This window comes from Cupriavidus sp. IDO (genome assembly GCF_000812465.1).
In the GTDB taxonomy this organism is placed as follows: domain Bacteria; phylum Pseudomonadota; class Gammaproteobacteria; order Burkholderiales; family Burkholderiaceae; genus Cupriavidus.
This window is the reverse complement of the sequence record NZ_JWMA01000201.1, coordinates 45065-66284: the sequence shown is the minus strand read 5'-3', so window position 1 is coordinate 66284 and position 21220 is coordinate 45065. Positions and strand designations below refer to the sequence as shown.

Sequence of the window (21220 nt, the reverse complement as noted above, 5' to 3'; positions counted from 1 at the left end):
GGCTACCCCTCCCCGAGCACCAGCACGCTGTTGCTGCCGCCGAACGCAAACGAGTTGCTCATCACGTAGCGCGGCGCGCGCCCGAGCGAGGCATCGGACGCGGCCACATGCAGCGGCGGCAGCGCGGGATCGGCCACGCCGTCCCACCAGTGGGCCGGCAGCCGGCCGCGCGGATTCTCGGTCAGGGTGAGCCACATCAAGGCGGCTTCGATCGCGCCTGCGGCGCCCAGCGTATGCCCGGTCAGCGGCTTGGTGGAACTCACGGGCACTTCGCGCCCCAGCACGTCCGCCACCGCATGCGCCTCCATCACGTCGTTGGCCGGTGTCGCGGTGCCGTGCAGGTTGAGATAGTCGATATCGCTGGCGCCAATGCCCGCGCGTGCCAGGGCCTGCCGCATGGCCGTGCGCGCGCCGGTGCCCTTCGGGTCCGGTGCGGAGATGTGGTACGCGTCCGAGGTCTCGCCCCAGCCCGCCAGCCGCACCGGGCCCGCCTCGCGCGACATCAGGAACAGGGCCGCGCCTTCGCCCAGGTTGATGCCATTGCGGTTCGCCGAGAGCGGATTGCAGCGCGCCGCGCTGACCGATTCGAGCGAAGAAAAGCCGGCAATGGTGAAGGCGCAGAGCGTATCGACGCCGCCTGTAAGCACCACGTCGGCCATGCCGTGCCGCAGCAGGCGCGCGCCGGCGGCCATCGCCTTGGCGCTCGACGAACATGCCGTCGAGACGGTATAGGCAGGGCCCGTCGTGCCCAGCATGCGCGCCAGGAAGATTGCCGGCGAGCCGAGTTCCTGCTGGCCGTAGTGGTAGGCCCGCGGCAATGCGCCAGATTGCTCGAGTGCCCGCACGGCAAGCTCGCCTTCACGAATGCCGGACGTGCTGGTGCCGAGCACGATGGCCACGCGCGCGGGCCCCACGCGCGAGATCGCGCCTTCCACCGCGGGCCGGATCTGGTCCAGCGTGCGATAAAGCATGGCGTTGTTGCGGCTGCGCTGCGCCGGTACCACCGACGGTTCGCAGGCGCCGTCGGCCAGGTCGGCCACAGTGCCGAGATGCAGCGGACGGCCCGGCGTATAGCGCTCGGTGCGTTCGCCTGCGCCCGGCCCGCCGGCTTGCCAGAGCGCGTCGCGCACGGCTTGCTGCCCGCTGCCCAGCGCGCAGGTGATGCCCAGTGCGTTGAGGAACACGCTCATGCCGCGCCTCCGTCCGCAGGCAGTGTGCGGATCGTCAGCCGGTAGCCGTCGCGGTATTGCACGAACAGGATCGTGGCGGCGTCCGGGAAGCGGATCTCCGCCACGGTCTCGTCACCGGCGCGCAGGCGGCGCAGGCCGGGCGCGTCTTCGAGGCGCCAGCCGGACGGCAGCGCGGCGCGGATGGCGGCAACCGGCCACAGCGAAAGCTGCAGATCGCTCAGGATCCGCTCCGGCGCAAGATCCGCCGGCGCCCATGGCGAGCGCGATGCCTGCAGGCGCTCACCGTCCCAGTCCAGCCGCGCCAGCACCTGCCCGCCGGCCACCGCGGCCAGCCGGGTGTGGCCGGCATCGGCTTCGAGCAGCGCCAGAAGTTCGCGGCGTTCCTCGCCCTTCGGCGTGCGGAACTCGACCGTGATCTGCTGTTGCAGCCGCAACTCGCGCTGCAGGGAGGCAGGCGGCAGCCTCAGCAGCGGCACAGTGTGCAAGGCAGGCCTTGCCGTCTCGTCCGCCGGCGCGGAAGGCGCAGCGCAGCCCGCTGCCAGCGCGGCGGCGAACGTCACGGCAAGCGCGGCGGCGTGCCATGTCAGACGTTGCAAAACTGCTCCAGGATACCCAGCCGGCGGCGCGGCTCTGCAACGAATGGGTTGTTCTGATCCCAGGCGTAGCCGGCCAGAATTGCCGAGATCATGCCGCGGATCTCGGGCGTGGCGTTGGGATGAAAGATCAGCTTCTGGAAGCGGCCTTCGTACCAGGCTTCGACAAAGACGCGGAAGCAATCCACGCCGGCCTTGAGCGGCCTTGCGTATTCCTGCTCCCAGTCCACCGTCTCGCCGGCAAGCTGGCGCACCAGGCAGGCCGCGGCCAGGCTGGCGGACTTGAAGGCGATGGTGACACCCGACGAGAACACCGGATCGAGGAACTCGCCGGCATTGCCCAGCAGTGCATAGCCGTTGCCCCACAGGGACTTCACATTGGCCGAGTAGCCGGCGATCTGGCGCGCGGGGGTATCCCACTGCGTGTTGCCGAGCAGCTTCGCCAGGCCGGGTTCCTCGGCCACCAGCGCGCGCAGGCGCTCGGTGTCGCTGCCGGTGTATTGGTCGAGAAAGCGCTTCTCCGCCACCACGCCTTGCGAACAGCGCCCGTCGGAGAACGGGATCGTCCAGTACCAGACGTCCTGGTGCTCGGGATGCACGCTGATCAGGATCTTGTTGCGGTCGAACGTGCCGGGCGCGATACGGTCTTCCACGTGCGTGAAGATCGCGCTGCGCACGGGGAAGCCGGAAGGCGATTCCAGCTTCAGCAGCCGCGGCAGGATGCGGCCAAAGCCGGATGCGTCGAGCAGGAATTTCGCGCGCACCTGGTACTGGCTGCCGTCCGGCGCGCGCACCGTCACCAGCGGCTGCGCGCCGCTGACGTCGACGTCTTCCACCAGGTGCGAGAAACGCACCTCGGCGCCTTGTTTGGCCGCTTCACGGATCAGCACATCGTCAAAACGCGCGCGCTGCACCTGGTAGGTCGTGCCCCAGCCGGGCGAGAACTTCTCGCGGAAGTCGAAAGCGGTCTCTTGCCCGCCGCGCACGAAGGCCGCGCCGTTCTTGTACTGGAAGCCCGCTTCCACCACGGCGCGCAGCATGCCGGCTTCTTCGATATAGGCCATGCTCTGCGGCAGCAGGCTCTCGCCGATCGAGAAGCGGGGGAAGGTTTCCTTCTCGATCACGAGGACCTGCACGCCCTGCTTGCGCAGCAAGCCCGCGGCTACCGAGCCAGCTGGCCCGGCACCGATGATGACGATATCCGCTGTTTCCGTTTTCATATGACTCAACCCTTCCAATACGTGTTGACTGCCAACCGGACGCCCCTGGACGATCCGTCCTGCTCAATGTGTGCCATGAATATCGCCGGCTGATGCCGATGGCCTGAACCACGGCGACAGCACCCAGACCGCGCCCACGCCCGCCAGCATGGTCATGCCGAAAGCATGCAGTGCGGGGGTCGACGACAGGGCCAGCAGGCCGAATGCCAGCAAGGTGCTCGCCGCGCCCAGCACGATCGCTGTCCACGATACGCCATCGCCGGGATGCTCCAGCAGGAAAATGCCGTAATCGACGCCGACGCCCAGCAGCAGCGCCAGCGCCAGCACCGGGAACAACTGCAAGGGTACCTGCAGCCAGCCCAGCAGTGCCACGCTGAACAGCGCGGCCAGCAAGGTCGGCACCAGCGCGCGCCAGGCCGCCGGGCCATAGCGCCAGACCAGCAGCAGCGCCACGCCCGCGGCGCCCGCCAGCAGCAGCCATGTCATCAGTACCCGGTAGTGGTGGAGCAGCGACGACAGGTCAGCCACGCGATCGACCCATTCCACGCCCGGCACGGTGGCCACGGCTGCCTGCACGGCAGGCATGTTCGCGGGATTGTCCAGCCCGCGCAGCAACATCACGCTGGCGTAGCCGCCGCCTTCGCGGCCCAGCCAGAGATGGCGCACGGTTTCGGAAACGGGGTGCGCCAGCCACATCGGCAACGTCAGCACCGCATCCGGGGCGGCCATGCCTGCGCTGCCGCCCTCTCCGGTCAGCCCGCCCGCGGCGCGGGCGACGCGCTCGCGCACCGGGCCTTCCAGCCTTGCGGTCAGTGCCGCGTCGGCACGCTGCCGCGCCGCCGACGGCACCCAGTCGGAGACGGCCACGAAGCCTTCCATGCCGCCCTGTTTGACGATGCCCGCCAGCGCCAGCTTGGCAGCTTCTTCGCGCTCCAGCACCTGTTCTTCGGAGCTGCCGCGCACCAGCAGGAACTGCGCCGGGCTCGGGCTGCCGAGCAGGCGTCCGGCGGTGCGCTGCGCTTCGATCAGCGCGGGCGGCGAGCTTTGCAGCTGGCGTACATCGTCGACCAGCTTCACGCGCAGCATGCCGGGCACGATAAACGCAGCCAGCGCCACCGCCAGCAGCAAGGTGCGGCGGTCGGCGCGCACGCGCGGCCAGCGCGCCAGGCTGGCCGACAGCCATGACGACAGCCGCGTGGCGCGCAGCTGGCCGCGATCCAGCAGCGGGAACCACAGCACCACGGTCAGGAACGCCGCCACCAGTCCCACCGCCGAGAACAGCGCCATCTGCCGCAGGCCGGGGAACGGCGCGATGCCCAGCGCGAGGTAGGCCACCACGCTGGTCGACAATGCGAGCGCCATGCCGGGCAGCAGGAAGCGCATGACGCGCGCCGGCGCCGTCCGTCCTTTTGCCTGCCGGGTGACGAAGTAATGGATGCCGTAGTCCTCTGCCACGCCGACCAGGCTGGCACCGAACACCAGCGTGATCAGGTGCACCCGGTCGAACACCATGGCGGTGACCGATATCGCCGCCGCGGTGCCGATCAGCAGCGAAAGCGCTACCAGCACGATCGGACGCAGCGAGCGGAACGCCAGCCACACCAGCAGCAACACCGCAGCCAGGGAGCCGAAGCCGATCACGTTCATCTCGAAGCTGGCCTGCGCGGCCGCGGCTTCCGCATGGAGCGGGATGCCGGCGGTCACCACGCGCACGGACCCGTCAGCCTGGCGTGCTGCCGCATTGGCCTGGCCGAGCAGGTCGCCATAGTCGGTATCGCCGGTCACGGAGAACGCGGGCTTGCTGATCCGGTAGGTCAGCAGCACCCATTGCATGCCGTCGCCGGACAGCGCGGTCAGGCCGTCGCGCTCGCGCACACGCGTGATCGCGGCACGCGACAGCCACCAGTCCTGCCAGAGGCCGAGCGGGTCGGCCGTCCACCCGGTCAGGCTGGTGCCGGCCGAGAACTGGTACAGGCGCGCCAGTGCCTGCTGCGCCAGCATGTCAGGATCGGCGTGGCTCAGCATGGCGCGCTGGCCGTCGGTGAGCAGGCGGTCGCGGTAAGGCCGGTAGAAGGCAAGCGCCGCGTCGAAATCGAAGGCAGCGATCCGGTCGACCGGCTTGAGCAGGTCGCCACGCGCGGCGGTTGCCTGCCCGTAGCGCCCGGCTGCCGACCGGGCGCGCTCCCAGTCCGGTGCGCCGACCAGCACGACGATTTCGCGCGAGACGCCATCCGCAAGCTGGCGCAGCACCCGGTCCGCGGTGGCGGTGCGTTCGCTGCCGGGCAGGAGCGCCATCACGTCGGTATCGATGCGCGAGCCGCGCCAGAACTGGAACTGGTGGATCGCCAGCACGAGCACCAGCAGCAGCCAGCCGATGGCCAGCAGGCGGCCGACCGGCGTCAGCCCGGCGATGCCGGAAAGTCCTGGCGAGGAAGCGCGGGTGGCCTGATCAGTCAAAGCGCTGCGCCTCCGTGGCGGTGAGTTGCGGCTCGGCGGCAGGATCGATCATGCGGATCTGCGTGGTGTCGCCGCTGACCTCTTCCAGCCGCACATGGCGCACGAAGCGGTCGCCGGCCAGTTCGATACGCGCGAAGGCGCGGCGCATGCCGGCATCGGTCGGGGTGAGGGTGAGGGTCCAGCCGTCCTTGCCAGCCAGCCTGCCGGCGACGGCAAAGCGTGCCGACAGCGCGGCCAGGTCTCCGCGCAGCACGGCGATGACCGATTCGCTCACCACCCGCATGGCCGGCTGGGCGTCGGCCTGCAGCCGTTGCTGCACCTGGCCGTCGGCGCCGCACATGACGATCTGCGCGGGCGTCACCAGCAAGCTGGAGGCGATGGGCTCGCGCGTGGTCCACACCAGCCCGCGCTCGCGCGCCAGCAGGAAATCGCCGCGCGACACCAGCGGACTGGCGAAGCCCGCGAGCTGGCGCCGCTGCTCGAAGCGGCCGCGGATCACCGGCGCATCGGCCAGGCGCGCGGAAACAGCACCCAGCAGGTCCGCGGCGCGGGCGGGGACTGCGCCCAGCCCGCACACCGTCAATGCCGCCAGTGCGGCCATCAGTACAGTGCGGCGGCCCGTCATGGCTTTACCCCAAGTCGTTCCCACAGCACGGGCGGGCATTCGTAGCACATCTCCCCGCTGCGCATGTCGACGGCAACCTGCACCGAATAGGCCTTGGTCAGGCGCTCTCCGGTGGCGGTGTCGCGCAGCAGGTAGTCGATCTTCAGCCGGTGTTCCCACTCCACGATACTCGCGCGGATGGTGACCGACTGGCCGTACACCAGCGGCCGCACATACTTGAGCCGCAGGTCCACCACCGGCCAGGCATAGCCCGAATCGCGCATGGCCGGATAGTCGTAGCCGAAGCGCGCCAGCAGGGCGCAGCGCGCCTGCTCCAGGTAGCGGACATAGTTGCCGTGCCAGACCACGTCCATCGGATCGAGGTCGTGGAAGGCCGGGCTCAGGGTGATCTCGTGGCTGAAGTCTTGGGACATGGGCACTCGGGAAATCGAAGACGGCGCATCAGCGTCCGCGTCCGGGCTGGGCGTCAGGAGCTGCCCAGAAATCGTAGAAGTTGAACCAGTCATAGGGCGACATCACCAGCAGCTCGGCCAGCCAGTTTGCATACGAGGTGGCATAGCCGGTAAGGGCCTGCTCGCGGCTGCCGCGCGGCAGTTTCACTTCACGGGCCAGCTCCGTGAAGCGCAGCAGATGGCCGTCGCCGTGGCGGATGCAGCCCATGGCGAACAGCGGGCATTCCATCAGCGCCGCCAGCACGTAAGGCCCCACCGGAAAGCGGGCCGGCGCGCCCAGGAACGGCACGCTGACGGCGCGGCCGCCGTGGGCCGGGGCGCGGTCCCCGGCAATGGCGACGAATTCGCCGGCACGGACCTTGTCCGCCAGCTCCTGCGCGGTGGCGGGCGAAATCTCGTCCACCTGATAGAGCTGCAACGTCGATTGCGGATCCAGCCGACCAAGGATGCGATTGAATCGCTGCGCATGCGCCGTGTGCACCAGCACCGTCAGCCGCAGGCCGGCGCGATGTTTGGCCAGCACGCGGCACAACTCCAGGCAGCCCATATGCGCGGTGACGATGATGCCGCCGCGGCCGCTTTCGATCTGGCGCAGCATCACTTCCGCGCCTTCGCGCCTGACGTTGCCAAACGCATAGCGCCCGCCGATCGCAAGCAGCTTGTCCAGCAGCGTGTCGGCGAACGAGAACAGGTGCCGCAGCGTGTGGCGCGCGCCCGGCGCGGCGCCCGCTGCCGGCTGCACGCGGCGCAGGTAATCCAGCGACGCACGTCGCGCGGCGCCGTGCATCAGCCAGTAATAAGTGACGACCGGATACAGCACGGCGCGGAAGACCGGCCGCCCGAACACGCGGTAGAGCCCGTACAGGCACCACACGCCCCACACGCAGGTGGCTTCGCCGATGCGGCTCCAGTGGCGGCCCGGCGGGTCGGCGGGCAGGGTTTCGCGCGGTGTCGTGGTGCTCATGTCAGCTTGCGTCCCATCAGCATTGGCAGGCGGCGGACCATGCCGAAAAACAGCCGCGTGTGCATCCACGAGATGCGCAGGTTGTCGCGCCAGACCCGGAAATGCGAGACGCCGTCCGACGGATAGGTGACGGGCGTGGCGATATTGACGATGCGCACGCCGCGCCAGACCAGGTGCACCAGGACCTCGATGTCGAACTCCATGCGCGGGCCGATCCGCTCTTCGCGCGTCAGCGGCACCACTTTCGCCAGCGGGTAGACGCGCAGGCCGCACATCGAGTCGCGCACCGCAAAGGACAGCGTATGGACCCAGACCCAGACGTGCGTCAGGTAGCGGCCGATAAGCCGGGCCCGGGGCACGGAGGCGTCGTAGACCGGATGCCCGCAGATCATGGCCGTGGGGTCTTGCCGTGCGAGTGCCAGGAAATCCGGGATGCAACCGGCATCGTGCTGCCCGTCCGCATCGATCTGCAGGGCGTGGGTGTAGCCGCGTTGCCAGGCCGCCTCGAAGCCGGCCATCACCGCGCCGCCCTTGCCCCGGTTCTGCTTGAGCCTGACCAGGCTGATGCGGTCCGGATGGCGGGCGGCGATGTCGCGCAGCACGGCCGCGCATGACGGCTTGCTGCCGTCGTCGACCAGCAGGCATGCAACCGGGTGCGCCAGAATGGCCAAGACCATGGCGCCGATCGCGTGCTCGTGGTCGTAGACCGGCACCAGCACGACCGGCTTGAAGTTGGTATCAGGCATCGTCACTCCGGAATACGATGCGGCCGCTGGCATGCGGGCCGGCGGCGGAGGTCAGGCGAAAGCCCAGCGCCTGCTTCTCGGGCAGCCATTCCAGCGCGAGCTGGACTGTGCTGCCGGGCCGGATCACGCCCTGGAACTTGAGCACGTCCAGCCGCACGAAGCGCTCGCGCGGCGGTATGGGCAGGCGCTGCGGTGCCAGCGACATGACCCAGTCGATCTGCGCCACGCCCGGGACGATCGGGGTGCCGGGGAAATGACCGTCGAACACCGCGAGGTGCTCGCCGATCAGCAACTCGGCATTGGCAGTCAGCGCGTTGCCGTCCAGCCAGACCACGCGGGGCAGGGTCTGGCGGAACAGGTCGCGCAGCATGGCCTCGGTGGTCTTGCCCTGGGCATTGCACGGCAGCGCATCGGCAAAATGCCAGCGCCGCGGCAGCCCCAGCGGATCCACGGCGTCGGCCAGGCCGGCCCGCAGTGCCGCAATCAGCGCCGCGCGGCCGCTGGCCGCCAGCATTGCAGCACCCGGCCCGGCGGGAACCACCGCCGCCGCGATGCGCGTGCCGACGTCCAGTTCCACCAGCACCACGCGTGCGTCCTGCACCAGCGGCGACGCCATCAGCGCCTGCTCGACGCGCGTCAGCGACACGCGCTTTTCCTCGATCTTGACCACGCGATCGGCTCGCCCGGCCAGCACGAAGCCGTGTTCACCGTCCGGCAGTGCGCGATCCGCGCAGACGTGCCAGTCGTCTGCCGGCAGGTGCGCCGAGCGCACGGCCAGAAAGCCATCCTGCAGGCGCCATGCGACGCCGGGCAGGGCGGTCCAGCGGTCCTGCTGGTGCGCGCGCTGCCGCCAGGCAATGCCGCCGGTTTCGGAGCTGCCGAACACTTCGATCGGCGACTGTCCGAGGTGGCGCAGGGCGTCATCCGCTGCTGCCGGCGGCAGCGGGCCGCCCGAAGAAAACACCGCGCAAACGACAGCTCGCGCCGCGGCCCAGTCCAGCGCTTCCGGCATGCGGCGCAGGTGCGCCGGGCTGCTGACCAGCACCACCGGCGTATCCCCGCAGGCGGCAACCACTTCCTCATGGAATTCCAGCCGCGCGCCCGGCATCGCGCGCCCGGCCGCAAGCGGCCACAGCACGCAGAACAGCAGGCCGTAGATGTGCTGGTGCGAAACGGTGGTCAGCAGCCGTGCGGATCGCGGCAGGCGCGGGCCGAAGGCCGCTTCCAGCGCGCCGACTTCGGCTTCCAGCTGCGCCAGGCGCTTGTCGATGGCTTCGGGCGCTCCGGTCGAGCCGGAGGTGAACAGGGTGAGCGTTGCCGCGTCCGGCGACAGTGCAGGCCAGTCGGCCGCGGCGTCCGCGCAGTCCGGTGCCTGCAGCCCCTGCGGCAGTTCACCGGCCCAGCCATCGGCGTGCTCGCGCAGTGCCAGCAGCGTCTCCGGCCGGGTGTCGGCAGGCAGCACGACGTGCTTGCCCGCGTGCCAGGCGCCGAAGATCGCCGCGGCAAACTCGGCGGTGGAAGCGATCTGGATGGCCCAGCGCCGGCCCTCGGCCGCGGCGAACGCCCGCCGCCACGCCGTGGCGCGTGCCAGGAACCGCGCCGCTTCCGGAGCGCGCGACTGCGACAGCGCCGCCATCGCGCCACTGACACCAAGCCACTCACTCATGGCGGCTCCCTGCCTTCTGAGTCATGACGCGCCGGCGTACGAGCCATTCGCCCGCGAACATCGAGCCGATCAGCACGTAGGCAATGGCGCCGTTATAGAGCGCCCAGACCTGATCGCTGGCAAAGCAGGCGGTGAGAATGGCCATGGCGCCGTTGAAGCAGAAGAAGACGCACCAGGCTGCGGTGACCTTGCGCGTGTAGGCCACGCCGGAGGCGGGCAGGTCGGGCTCGCGCAGCCGCGCCAGGCGCTCGACCACGCTGGGCGGATGCCACAGGCTCCAGCCGAACACGGCGAGCAGGGCGCCGTTGACCAGCGCGGGATAGAGCTTGAGCGGCATGGCCTGGTCCGAGACCAGCCCCGCCAGCGCCACCAGCCCGGCCACCAGCGCCAGCGCGCGCCAGCCCGGCTGGCCGGGATGGCGACTGGCGCCCAGGCGCAGCGCCGTGAGCGCCACCAGCAGCAGCGCTATCACGCGCGGCGGCCAGTATTGCAGCCCGACATAGACTGCCACCGGGTAGCACAGGGTCAGTACGCCCAGGCTCCATTTACGCCAGGCCATGCGCTCAGGCCGTGGCGGGCGAATCGGAGTCGATCAGCAGGGCCAGCGCCTGCACCACGTCTTGGATCGTGCGTACGGACTTGAACTGCTCGGGCCTGAGCGGCTTGTCGAGCATCGGCTTGAGCTTCACGAGCAGGTCCACGGCATCGATGCTGTCGATGTCGAGGTCCTCGTAGAGGCGTGCTTCGGGCCGGATACGTTCGGCGTCGATTTCAAAGGAGTCTTGCAGGACTGCCGACACGCGCGCAAAGATTTCGTCTTGGGTCATGACCATGCCTACCAGCTTGAAGGGGATCAGGGTGGTTGGAAGAGGATAAAGAGACAGCGAGAGACAGCAAATCAGGCCGGCGCCTGCTCGGAACGCTGCGAGGCCACGAAGGCCGCCAGCGTGCTGACGCTCGCGAAGCGAGCGCGGATCTCTTCCTTGTCCCCGCTCATGGATACGCCGTAGCGCTTTTGCAGTGCCAGGCCGAGCTCGAGGGCGTCGATCGAATCGAGGCCCAGCCCTTCGACGAACAGTGGCGCGTTGGTATCGATATCGCCCGTCGCCACATCCTCCAGCGACAGCGACGAGATGATCAGTTCTTTGATTTCTTGCTCAAGCGCCTTCACGGCCTATCTCCCTGGTAAAAAACTCGGTCAGTGCCTGCGTGACCTGGCGCACCGCCATGGCGTCGTCGACGCCGGGGCTAACCAGCTGACCGACGTCGATGTCTTCCCGCACATCGATGACATAGCGCGGCCGGCGAACCGGCACGCGGTACCACTTGTCGCCCTTGCGCAGCGTGGGCGGCTCGCAGCAGATCACCACCGGCGTCAGCGCAAAGCCGCCGCGCACGGCGATGTTGGCGGCGCCCCGCTGCAGCCGCAGCTGCCCGTCAGGCGCCGTGCGCGTGCCCTCGGGAAAAATCACGAGGTTGTTGCCGGCGCGCAGGGAGGCAATGCATCCCTCCACCATGGCCGCGCCGGAATCGTTCTGCACATAGCCGGTCGCCAGCACCGGCCCGCGCGTGAACGGGTTGCGCGCCAGTCCCGCCTTGACCACGCAGTCCGCCCGGCGCGCCAGCGCAATCAGGAACACCACGTCGATCAGCGACGGATGGTTGGCGACGATCAGCTGCCCCTCGCGGCGCAGCCGGTCGCCGTTGCGCACCTCGTAGCGGATCACCCCGACACTGCGCATCAGCCAGAGGAACAGCCGGAACGCGTGGTGGATCAGATCCTTGCAGATCCGCTGGCGCCGTGCATTGCTCCATGGCAACAAGGCAAGCACCGGGAATACCAGCACCCGGAGCACCAGTCCGCCCAGGCCGAACCCGGAAAAACAGAGCCCCGTTGCACACACCCGCCAGGCGCGATCGAGCCGCTCAACCATGGCGCCGCCAGCGCCAGGTTGCGTTTTCGCCGGCATGGGTCAGCTCGGCATCGCCCGCCAGCACGAACCGCAGGACATCGAGCCCGTGCGGAAGCTGCGGGGCAACCCCGGCCTCTGCAGCGCTGCCGGCAAGGGCAAGGCTGAATGCCGGCTCGCCCTCGCGCGGCTGGCCGATCCGCCAGCACCAGCTGTGCAGGCAGCCCGGCTCGTCGGCAAACGGCTGGTAGGGCTGGGCGAGCGGGGCTTCGTAATAGACCAGCAGCACTTCCGGCGCGCCGTCGGCCAGCAGGCTGCAGGCTTCCAGCACGGCCATTTCCACCGTATCGCGCCCCGCGGACAGGGCCTGCAGGTTGGCCGGGTCGGCACGGTCGATCGAGCGAAGCGCGCCGGTGGCGTTGTGCACGGACAGCCCGAAGGCGGTGGGTGACAGTGCTTCGCCGGCGGCGAGATCCTTCAGCATCTCCAGCAGACGGCCGGTATCGCCATGGCGGGAGGCGAACACGACCGGAATCCCTTCACATCCCGGCGGACAGCCATAGGCCGAGGCCAGCGCCACGCGCCCCAGCAAGGGCACGCGCCGGCGCAGCATCGGCGCCATTTCGGGCAGGGCCGGCGCTTCGGCCTGCGTCAGCAGCCCGGGCGCGGTGCCCCACGCGCGCCAGGCGTCCGGGTCGTGCAGGTCGCCGCCCCAGGCCGACCATGCGCGAATGCCGAAGGTTGCCGCCACGTCTTGCCCGCGCTCGCGGACAGGCACTGCACTGCCGCCGGTTACATGCATCCGGCCGCGCTCCGTGCGAAATGCCCGATAGCCGTCGACATGCCGCGCGGGCAGTGGAAGGCGAGAAGACGGGCGTGGCGATTCATGATTTTGGCAGAGGGACTGGAATTAATGCGGGCGCCATTTTACCCAAATCGCCGCTGGCAGAATGTCAGAAATGTTCATGGTGTGGCGAAAATGCGGATATCACAATGCAATCACTTCGATCGCGTCGAGTCCGGAGAGCATCCCCCGAAAGGGGTAAATCGAATCCGGGAATCCGCCGGCGCGGGTGGTTTTACAGGGATTTTGCTTCGGAATGCGTTTATTCATTCGCGGAAATATCGGCCAATTCGCTCCGCTAATTGAAATGGCAGACATTTGGCCCCGGCCATCGCCTGCAAGCCGGCGCAAGGCACGGCAAAATGCGGAACGGCAGTCATCCGCATTCACTCCGTCATCCTTCGCTCATCCCCAGGCTTTCCAGGAATCCGCCATGCCCGATATCACCATGCCCTACCGCCGCCTCGGCGCCAGCAACCTGAAGGTTTCCGCGCTGTGCCTTGGCACCATGATGTTTGCCGACCAGACCGACGAGGCCGAGGCCGCGCGCATCGTCGCCAGCGCGCGCGACCATGGCGTCAATTTCATCGACACGGCCGACGTCTACAGCAAGGGCGCGTCCGAGCAGATGGTGGGCCGGCTGCTGACCAGCGACCGCCACGACTGGGTGCTGGCCACCAAGCTCGGCAACCCGATGCAGGCTGCGCCGAACCACTCGCACTATTCGCGCGTGTGGATCCTGCGCGAGGTCGAGGCCAGCCTGCACCGGCTCGCGACGGACTACCTCGACATCCTCTACCTGCATCGCGATTTTCCTGGCGAGAACCTGGAGGAGGCCGTGCGCGCCATGGGCGACCTGGTGCGTGCCGGCAAGATCCGCTACTGGGCCGTGTCGAACTTCCGCGGCTGGCGCATTGCCGAGATCGCGCGGCTGTGCGACCAGCTCGGCGTGCCGCGGCCGGTCGCATGTCAGCCGTATTACAACCTGCTGAACCGCATGCCGGAGGTCGAGATCCTGCCCGCCTGCCAGCACTATGGCCTGGGCGTGGTTCCCTACAGCCCGGTGGCGCGCGGCGTGCTGACCGGCAAGTACCTGCCGGGGCAGGCGCCGGAGCAAGGCTCGCGGGCAGGGCGGGCCGACCGCCGCATCATGGAGACCGAGTTCCGCGAGGCATCGCTGGTGATCGCGCAGCAGCTCAAGACGCATGCCGAAGCGCGCGGCCTGACGCCGGGCCAGTTTGCCACCGCCTGGGTGCTGGCCAACCCCATCATCAGTTCGGTGATCGCCGGGCCACGCACGCTGGCGCAGTTCGAGGACTACTTCGGCGCGCTGGGCGCGGCGATCTCGCCCGAGGAGGAGGCCATGGTCGACCAGCTGGTCACGCCCGGCCACGCCTCCACCCCTGGCTACAACGATCCCGGCTACCCGCTGATCGGCCGCCCGGTTGCCGCGGCAGCCTGATCGGGACGCTTCGCCACATGCCGGTGCAGGCTCGCCTGGCATGTGACGAAAGCTGACTATGCTACTGACGCGCGTCTGCAACGATTGTGGGAGGTGACACATGCTTGCAGCGCTCCGCCTCTGATCCTACTAATATCAAGACAGGCGGCGCGTGTAGACGACACCGCCTCGCCTGCGCTTCATGAGGCGCTAACAATATGATGCCGGCGTCGTGCCACGGCGTATCGGCACGGCTGGTCTCATTTTGTTGGCGCATCCGGGTTGGTCTCCGGACCATTTTCGCCGGTGGGCTCCGGCATTACGGGGAAGCCGAAACGTGTCACGTCGTGGCTGGATTTTCGCTGGTGTGACGGTCGCCCTCTGCGGGGGCGTCTATGTCATTTACAGTCTCGCTTCCAATGAAGTGCACAATTCGCAGTGGCAGGCGCTTTACCTCGGCCGCTTCGGCAAGCAGCTGACCTTCGAAGTGCAGCCGGGTGCGAGCGACAGCATCCGTTTTCCCCATTCCGGTCCCTACGACGCGCGTCTCGGCTACGGCCGGCTGCCGCTGTTTGCCGAGCGTCTGGAACGGCACGGCTACGTACCGGCGGAACAGGCCCGCATGTCGCCCGAGATGGTCCGTCTGATGGACCAGGGCATCTTTCCTCCATACCGCGAGAAGAACCAGGCAGGCCTGATGCTGCGTGACTGCAACGCACTCACGCTGGTCTTCCAGCGCTACCCGGAACGCCAGTACGACGATTTCGCTTCGGTCCCGACGGTGCTGGTGAGTTCGTTGCTGTATGTCGAGAACCAGGGCCTGCTCAATCCCGAGTATCCGAACTTGAATCCGGCGCTCGACTGGAAGCGCCTGTCGCGCGCCGTGCTCGACCAGGCCATCAGGCTGGCCGACAAGTCGCACGAATCGCCGGGCGGCAGCACGCTCGCCACGCAGATCGAGAAGTACCGCCACTCGCCGCAGGGCCGCACCGCGTCGATCTCGGAGAAGTTCCGCCAGATGGCCTCGGCATCGCTGCGCGCCTATATGGACGGCCCCGATACGCAGCGGGCGCGCGAGCGCATCGTGGTCGACTACCTCAACACCGTGCCGCTGTCCGCCCGCGAGGGCTTTGGCGAGATCAACGGCATCGGCGACGCCCTGTGGGTCTGGTACGGCGAGGACTTCAGCGAGATCAACCGCCTGCTCAAGGAAATGGATCCGCGCGCGCCCACCGGCCGCCAGGCGCAGGCATTCAAGCGCGCGCTGTCGCTGATCATTTCGCAGCGCCGCCCGTCCTATCACCTGCGGCGCGATGACACCAACCTGGATGCCCTGACCGGCAGCTACCTGCGCCTGCTGGCCGCCAACGGCATCATCACGCCGGAACTGCGCGATGCCGCCGTGGCACAGCGGCTGGAAAAGGCAGCGCCGCCCCAGAAGCCGGAGCAGGAGCCGTTCATCACGCGCAAGGCCGTCAACCGCGTGCGTGCGGATATCGGCCGGCTGACCGGTGTGGAAAGCCGCTATGACATGGACCGGCTGGACCTGACAGCGGACAGCACCATCAACCGCGAAGCCCAGCGCATCGTCACCGATGTGCTGGTGCGCATGCACGACAAGGGCGAGGCGCGCACGATGGGGCTCTATGGCCACAACATGCTGCGCGACCAGGACGATCCGTCCAGGCTCATGGCCAGCTTCACGCTGTTCGAGCGCGTGGGCAATGCCAGCGTGGTGCGGGTGCAGGCCGACAACGTCGACCAGCCTTTCGACATCAACAGCGGTGCCCGTCTCAACCTGGGGTCAACCGCCAAGTTGCGCACCCTGGTGACATACCTGGAAATCATCAGCGAGCTGCATGCGCGCTACGCCGGCATGAGCCGTGCGGAGCTTGCCAGCGTGAACCTGGCGCGGCAGGACGTCCTCAGCCACTGGGCGATCGACTACCTGAGCAAGGCCCGCAATCCCGAAGAGCGTGAGCTGATGCCGATGCTCGATGCCGCGATGGAGCGCAAGTATTCCGGCAGCGCGGGCGAAGGCTTCTACACCGGCGGCGGCCTGCAGAGCTTCACCAATTTCGAGAAATGGGAAGGCGAGCGCATCATGACCGTGCGCGTCGGCTTCCAGCATTCGGTCAACCTGGTCTTTATCCGGATGATGCGTGACATCGTGCGCTATGAGATGTTCCACGCCACGCCGGACATGGCCACCATCTTCGAAGACCGCGGCTCGCCCGAACGGCGCGCCTATCTGGAGCGCTTTGCCGACCAGGAAGGCAGTGCTTACATGCTCGGCTTCTACCAGCGCTACCGCGGCAAGGATTCGGAGCAGCGGCTGGCCACGCTGCTGGGCCGCGTGCGCGTGAGCACGCCGCACCTGACCGCCGTGCGGCTCTCGGTGGCGCTGCTGAGCGCACGGCCCGACCTGGACGAGGGTAGCTACGTGCGCATCATGCGATCGCGCATGACCGACAAGCAGCTGGCGGGCGAGGACCTGGCGTTGCTCTATCGCAAGTACGGCCACGACAAGTTCTCGCTGAACGATCGCGGCTATGTCTCGCGCGTGCATCCGCTGGAACTATGGATGGTCGAGTACCTGGGCAATCATCCCGACGCAACATTCGCGGAGCTGCTGCGCGAGAGCAAGGACGAACGCCAGCTGGTCTATCGCTGGCTGTTCCGCTCCCACAGCAAGGCCGGGCAGGACAACCGCATCCGCACCTTGCTGGAGAAGGACGCGTTCGTGCGCATTGCGCGGCGCTGGCAGCGGCTGGGCTATCCGTTCGACTCGCTGACCCCGTCCTACGCCACCGCGATCGGTGCCTCCGGCGATCGGCCGGCTGCGCTGGCTGAGCTGGCAGGCATCATCCTGAGCGGTGGCGTCGCGAGCCAGACGGCAACCGTGCGCAGCCTCGAATTCGCTGCCAATACGCCTTATGCTTCCAGCTTTGTCCTGCAGCCGCAGCAGGGCAAGCGCCTGCTGACGCCGGAGATCACGACGCTGGTGCGGCGCTCGATGCTGGACGTGGTAGAGCGCGGCACGGCCCGCTCGATCCAGGGTGCCTTTGTCATGCAGGGGAAGGGGGGGGCGCCGTTGCCGGTGGCCGGCAAGACCGGTACGGGAGACCAGCGCTTCCAGGTCTACGGCCCGGGCGGGCGCCTGATCTCGTCGCGCTCGGTCACCCGCTCGGCGACGTTCGTCTTTGTCCTCGGCGAACGCTTCTTCGGCACCGTCACCATCAGTGTCCGCGAGCCCTATGCGGCGCGCTACAGCTTCACCAGTGCACTGGCGGTACGGCTGCTGCGCTATATGGCGCCGCAAGTAGCGGCCATGGCTACGCCGAACAGCGACCGTGCACTGCTGCGTTGCCGCGATTCCATGCCGGAGTTCAAACGTCCGCGCGAGACGGCGTCCGCGGTGCCTCCGGATGGCGCCGACGTCGTGAAGGTCGATCAGGGCTTGCGGCGAACCATCCCGTAGATCACCAGCAGCACGATCGCGCCGATCACCGAGGCAATCCAGCCGGCCGGCTGCCCGGGCTGGTACCAGCCGGCGGCGCGTCCCACGTAGCCCGCCACGATCGAGCCCAAAATGCCGAGGATGATGGTCATGATCCAGCCCATCTTGTCGTCGCCGGGCTTGATGGCCCTTGCGATCAGTCCGACGATAAGGCCAACGAACACGGTGCCAATGAATGCCATCATGGTTTGCTCCCGGTAGTGGTCTGGATCGCAGCCGGCAGGTGCGCCATGCGCGGCGTGCCGGCTGCGATCCATCATACACGCAGCCCTGGGGCGGCGGTATGACGGGAGCTTGCGTCAGGCGGCGAGCCTGAACTGCCCGACGGCGTGATGCAAGGCCTCGGCCTGATCCTCCAGCGAGGCGGCCGCTGCCGCGGCCTCTTCCACCAGCGCGGCGTTCTGCTGTGCCATCTGGTCCATCTGCGACACCGCCTGGTTGACCTGCTCGATCCCGCCGGTCTGCTCTTCGGTGGCGGCGCGCATCTCGCCCATCAGGTCGGTCACGCGCTTGACCGCTTCGACGATCTCGTCCATCGCCTTGCCGGCGTTTTCCACCAGCACCGCGCCGTCTTCCACGCGCTGGGCCGAATTGCCGATCAGCGCCTTGATTTCCTTGGCGGCGGTGGCGCTGCGCTGCGCCAGCGTGCGTACTTCCCCGGCCACCACGGCAAAGCCGCGGCCCTGGTCGCCGGCACGTGCGGCTTCCACCGCGGCGTTCAGCGCCAGGATGTTGGTCTGGAAGGCAATGCCTTCGATCACGCCGATGATGTCCACCACCTTGCCCGAGGCCTGCCGGATCTCGCCCATGGTGTCGACCACCTGGTTGACGATGCCGCCGCCGCGCACGGCGATGTCGGACGCGCCCTCGGCCAGCCGGCTGGCCTGGCGTGCATTCTCGGCGCTCTGGCGCACGGTGCTGGTGAGCTGCTCCATGCTGGCCGCGGTTTCCTGCAGCGAGGCCGCCTGCTCTTCGCTGCGGCGCGAGAGGTCGGCATTGCCCGCGGCGATCTGCTTGGCCGCGCCGGCGATCGAATCCGCCGAGCCGCGGATGCTGCCGATCGCGCCGGTCAGGCGCGACTGCATGCGCTGCATGGCGAACAGCACGCTGTGGTCGTCGCCCGGGCGCAGTGCCACCTGGCTGCCAAGATCGCCCTCGGCAATCCGCGCGGCGATCTGCGAGGTGAGCGCCGGCTCACCGCCCAGCTGTTTCTGCAGGCTGGTGGCGATGCGCAGCATCACCAGCGTCATCAGCGCGCCCACGCCCAGCAGGAGCCCGAACGCCTTCAGCAGCGAGGCACGGAACTCGGCGTCGATATCGTCCAGGTAAAAGCCGGCGATGAAATTCCAGTCCCACGGACGGAAGTTGGCGACATAGCTCAGCTTGGGCTGCGGCGCCTCGGCACCCGGCTTGGCCCACAGGTATTCGACGAAGCCCTTGCCGGGGCCCTTGCCGATGGCGGCAATCTCGCGGAACAGGAAGGTGCCGTTGGGATCCTGCATCGAATCCATGTTCTTGCCGTTCATCTCCGACTTGATCGGATGCATGATCACCACCATATCGGAGCGCATCAGCGTGAAATAGCCGTCGCTGCCGAAACGCATAGCACGCACACGCTCCACTGCCTGCTGCTTCGCCTCTTCCTCCGACAGCTTGCCCGCCTTGACCAGCGCCTCGTATTCGGCCACCACCGACACCGCGGTGTCGGTCACGTGAGCCAGGTCCAGCCGCCGTTCATCCATGCGCAACTGGCGCATTTCCCAGGCGTTCCACAATGTGATGCCGAGCAAACATATCCAGCTCAATACCAGGGGCAATAACAGCTTTTTCCTCAGGCTCAGGTTTTGCAGCATTTGTTTTCCTTCCTCCGTTCTCTGCTTTTTGTCATCGGTGGCACTTTGGTGTGCGTCAGCGCATAACGGCAGGGGAGCCAACTAACTTGATTGGGTAATACCACCCACGCAGGCAGCGCGGATTCCTGACGTCAGGAGGCGTGACTGAGGCGCCACAATCCACGCGCGCCGCAACGCCCGGATTGAGCGAATTGCACATTCAGCCTCAGAATCCCCGCTTTGCGCACCGGAAGCGACAACGACATGGCAAGCCTGCAACGCAATGAAACCGAAGCCGCCGGCGGCGAAGCCGACCACCACCACAGCGGCCCGCTTGGCGTCTTCCTGATCTTCCTGCGCCTCGGCCTGACCTCCTTTGGCGGGCCGGTCGCGCACCTCGCGTACTTTCGCGAGGAATTCGTCAGGCGCCGGCAATGGATGAGCGAGCGCACCTACGCCGATCTCGTCGCGCTGTGCCAGTTCCTGCCCGGCCCGGCCAGCAGCCAGACCGGTATCGCACTGGGGCTGTCGCGCGCCGGATATGCCGGCGCGATCGCCGCGTGGGTCGGGTTCACGCTGCCATCCGCCGTGCTCATGATCCTGTTCGCGGCCGGCGTCGCGCGCTATGGCATGGCCGCGGCACCGGGCGTACTGCACGGCCTGAAGCTGGTGGCCGTAGCGGTGGTGGCGCAGGCCGTGTGGGGCATGGGAAGAAGCCTGTGCACGGACGCCTTGCGCATTGCCATCATGGTGGCCGCCGCGTGCATCGTGCTGGCAGTGCCCGGCCCCTGGGTGCAGGTTGGCGTCATCGCCGCCGCGGCAGTGGCGGGGGTGCTGCTCATTCGTCCAGCCGAGGCTGTTGCGCACGATCCGCTGCCGATGCCGGTGAGCCATCGTGCGGGAGCCATTGCGCTGACGCTCTTCGTTTTGCTGATGGCCGGCCTTCCCTTGCTCGCGCAGCTGTATCCCGCGAATGCACTGAAGATGGTGGATGCGTTCTATCGCGCCGGCGCGCTGGTGTTCGGCGGCGGCCATGTCGTATTGCCATTGCTGGATGCCGCGGTAGTGCCCACCGGCTGGGTCAGCAAGGAGACCTTTCTCGCCGGCTACGGCGCCGCCCAGGCTGTGCCGGGCCCGTTGTTCACGTTCGCCGCGTTCCTCGGCGCGTCGATGCAGATCGAACCGTCGGGCTGGGCCGGCGGCGCGCTATGCCTGCTCGCGATTTTCCTGCCGGCCTTCCTGCTGGTGGTCGGCGCACTGCCATTCTGGGAAACGCTGCGCCGCAACCGGCGCGCGCAGGCCGCGCTGGCGGGCGTGAATGCGGGCGTGGTCGGCCTGCTGCTGGCCGCGCTCTGGCAGCCGGTTTGGGCCAGCGCGGTCCATGGTCCGCTAGATATCGGCGCGGTCGTGCTGGCGCTGGTTGCGCTGATGGTCTGGAAGCTGCCGCCGTGGCTGGTTGTGATTGCCAGTGGCGTGGTGGGATGGGCGGCGGGGGCGATGTTCTGAGGCGAGGGAGGATAAAGAAATCGGGTTCGACGCCGGACAAAAGTGCTTCCGTGACCCGGTCGCCGCTGGCATCTGCCGTTGCACAAGGCACTGCCTGCGTCCTGACTCTGCTCGCACAGGGCGAGTGTGACGCCCAGGAGGAGGGAACAGTAGCCCTGCGAGCGACCACGGTGGATGCATTGCGAGGACTCTGTCAGTCCTCACTAAGCTTGCTGGCTGGTCGGGTTGAAGAGGTCGCTGAGGGCATTGAGGCG

20 protein-coding genes are annotated in these 21220 nt (G+C 68.0%); 3 read left to right on the top strand and 17 right to left on the bottom strand.

Features of this window, described 5'->3' with window-relative positions; genetic code table 11:
• Positions 1 to 2: 2 nt before the first annotated feature.
• The 15 genes from RM96_RS35760 to RM96_RS40660 form a co-directional block, all read right to left on the bottom strand.
• Positions 3 to 1190 (bottom strand): beta-ketoacyl-ACP synthase, encoded by a 1188-nt coding sequence (locus RM96_RS35760; protein WP_039016490.1) that lies wholly within the window; start codon positions 1188 to 1190, stop codon positions 3 to 5.
• Positions 1187 to 1786 (bottom strand): DUF3261 domain-containing protein, encoded by a 600-nt coding sequence (locus tag RM96_RS35755; RefSeq protein ID WP_039016489.1) that lies wholly within the window; start codon positions 1784 to 1786, stop codon positions 1187 to 1189. The genes RM96_RS35760 and RM96_RS35755 overlap by 4 nt, the downstream gene beginning before the upstream one ends.
• Positions 1774 to 3003 (bottom strand): NAD(P)/FAD-dependent oxidoreductase, encoded by a 1230-nt coding sequence (locus RM96_RS35750; protein WP_039016488.1) that lies wholly within the window; start codon positions 3001 to 3003, stop codon positions 1774 to 1776. The genes RM96_RS35755 and RM96_RS35750 overlap by 13 nt, the downstream gene beginning before the upstream one ends.
• Positions 3004 to 3066: 63 nt before the next feature.
• Positions 3067 to 5460 (bottom strand): MMPL family transporter, encoded by a 2394-nt coding sequence (locus tag RM96_RS35745; protein WP_238587524.1) that lies wholly within the window; start codon positions 5458 to 5460, stop codon positions 3067 to 3069.
• Positions 5453 to 6085: a LolA family protein gene (locus RM96_RS35740; RefSeq protein WP_039016487.1), complete on the bottom strand. Its 633-nt coding sequence runs from the start codon at positions 6083 to 6085 to the stop codon at positions 5453 to 5455. Before RM96_RS35740 ends, RM96_RS35745 begins: the two co-directional genes overlap by 8 nt.
• Positions 6082 to 6498 carry an acyl-CoA thioesterase gene (locus tag RM96_RS35735; protein ID WP_039016486.1) on the bottom strand — a complete coding sequence of 139 codons (417 nt, stop codon included), beginning with the start codon at positions 6496 to 6498 and terminating at the stop codon, positions 6082 to 6084. Before RM96_RS35735 ends, RM96_RS35740 begins: the two co-directional genes overlap by 4 nt.
• A gap of 28 nt (positions 6499 to 6526) precedes the next feature.
• Entirely contained in the window at positions 6527 to 7501 is a 975-nt protein-coding gene (locus RM96_RS35730) for an LpxL/LpxP family acyltransferase (RefSeq protein ID WP_039016485.1), read from the bottom strand.
• Positions 7498 to 8247 carry a glycosyltransferase family 2 protein gene (locus RM96_RS35725; RefSeq protein ID WP_039016484.1) on the bottom strand — a complete coding sequence of 250 codons (750 nt, stop codon included), beginning with the start codon at positions 8245 to 8247 and terminating at the stop codon, positions 7498 to 7500. Before RM96_RS35725 ends, RM96_RS35730 begins: the two co-directional genes overlap by 4 nt.
• Positions 8240 to 9913 (bottom strand): AMP-binding protein, encoded by a 1674-nt coding sequence (locus RM96_RS35720; RefSeq protein ID WP_039016483.1) that lies wholly within the window; start codon positions 9911 to 9913, stop codon positions 8240 to 8242. The genes RM96_RS35725 and RM96_RS35720 overlap by 8 nt, the downstream gene beginning before the upstream one ends.
• A complete protein-coding gene (locus RM96_RS35715) occupies positions 9906 to 10472 on the bottom strand; it encodes a membrane protein (protein ID WP_039016482.1) in 567 nt (188 codons plus the stop codon). The genes RM96_RS35720 and RM96_RS35715 overlap by 8 nt, the downstream gene beginning before the upstream one ends.
• A gap of 4 nt (positions 10473 to 10476) precedes the next feature.
• Complete coding sequence (locus tag RM96_RS35710; protein ID WP_039016481.1) at positions 10477 to 10740, bottom strand: acyl carrier protein; 264 nt, start codon at positions 10738 to 10740, stop codon at positions 10477 to 10479.
• 71 nt (positions 10741 to 10811) lie between these two features.
• Complete coding sequence (locus tag RM96_RS35705; RefSeq protein WP_039016480.1) at positions 10812 to 11084, bottom strand: phosphopantetheine-binding protein; 273 nt, start codon at positions 11082 to 11084, stop codon at positions 10812 to 10814.
• Positions 11071 to 11847: a lysophospholipid acyltransferase family protein gene (locus RM96_RS35700; RefSeq protein ID WP_039016479.1), complete on the bottom strand. Its 777-nt coding sequence runs from the start codon at positions 11845 to 11847 to the stop codon at positions 11071 to 11073. The genes RM96_RS35705 and RM96_RS35700 overlap by 14 nt, the downstream gene beginning before the upstream one ends.
• Complete coding sequence (locus RM96_RS35695; protein WP_082016863.1) at positions 11840 to 12625, bottom strand: beta-ketoacyl synthase chain length factor; 786 nt, start codon at positions 12623 to 12625, stop codon at positions 11840 to 11842. The genes RM96_RS35700 and RM96_RS35695 overlap by 8 nt, the downstream gene beginning before the upstream one ends.
• Before the next feature lie 186 nt (positions 12626 to 12811).
• Complete coding sequence (locus tag RM96_RS40660; RefSeq protein ID WP_274520271.1) at positions 12812 to 12937, bottom strand: hypothetical protein; 126 nt, start codon at positions 12935 to 12937, stop codon at positions 12812 to 12814.
• A gap of 163 nt (positions 12938 to 13100) precedes the next feature.
• On the opposite strand from RM96_RS40660, the gene RM96_RS35690 reads away from it, so the two are divergent.
• Positions 13101 to 14129 (top strand): aldo/keto reductase, encoded by a 1029-nt coding sequence (locus RM96_RS35690; RefSeq protein WP_039016478.1) that lies wholly within the window; start codon positions 13101 to 13103, stop codon positions 14127 to 14129.
• A 316-nt stretch (positions 14130 to 14445) separates the two neighbouring features.
• Complete coding sequence (locus RM96_RS35685; RefSeq protein WP_052279934.1) at positions 14446 to 17589, top strand: transglycosylase domain-containing protein; 3144 nt, start codon at positions 14446 to 14448, stop codon at positions 17587 to 17589.
• Here the strand turns inward: RM96_RS35685 and RM96_RS35680 are convergent.
• Positions 17562 to 17813: a GlsB/YeaQ/YmgE family stress response membrane protein gene (locus RM96_RS35680; protein ID WP_039016540.1), complete on the bottom strand. Its 252-nt coding sequence runs from the start codon at positions 17811 to 17813 to the stop codon at positions 17562 to 17564. The two genes, RM96_RS35685 and RM96_RS35680, sit on opposite strands and share 28 nt — an antisense overlap.
• A gap of 114 nt (positions 17814 to 17927) precedes the next feature.
• Positions 17928 to 19481, bottom strand: a complete 1554-nt coding sequence (locus tag RM96_RS35675) for a methyl-accepting chemotaxis protein (RefSeq protein ID WP_039016477.1) — start codon at positions 19479 to 19481, stop codon at positions 17928 to 17930.
• Positions 19482 to 19724: 243 nt separating this feature from the next.
• On the opposite strand from RM96_RS35675, the gene chrA reads away from it, so the two are divergent.
• Positions 19725 to 20966, top strand: coding sequence for a chromate efflux transporter (gene chrA / locus RM96_RS35670; RefSeq protein WP_039016539.1), 1242 nt, complete (start codon positions 19725 to 19727; stop codon positions 20964 to 20966).
• Positions 20967 to 21220: the final 254 nt, after the last annotated feature.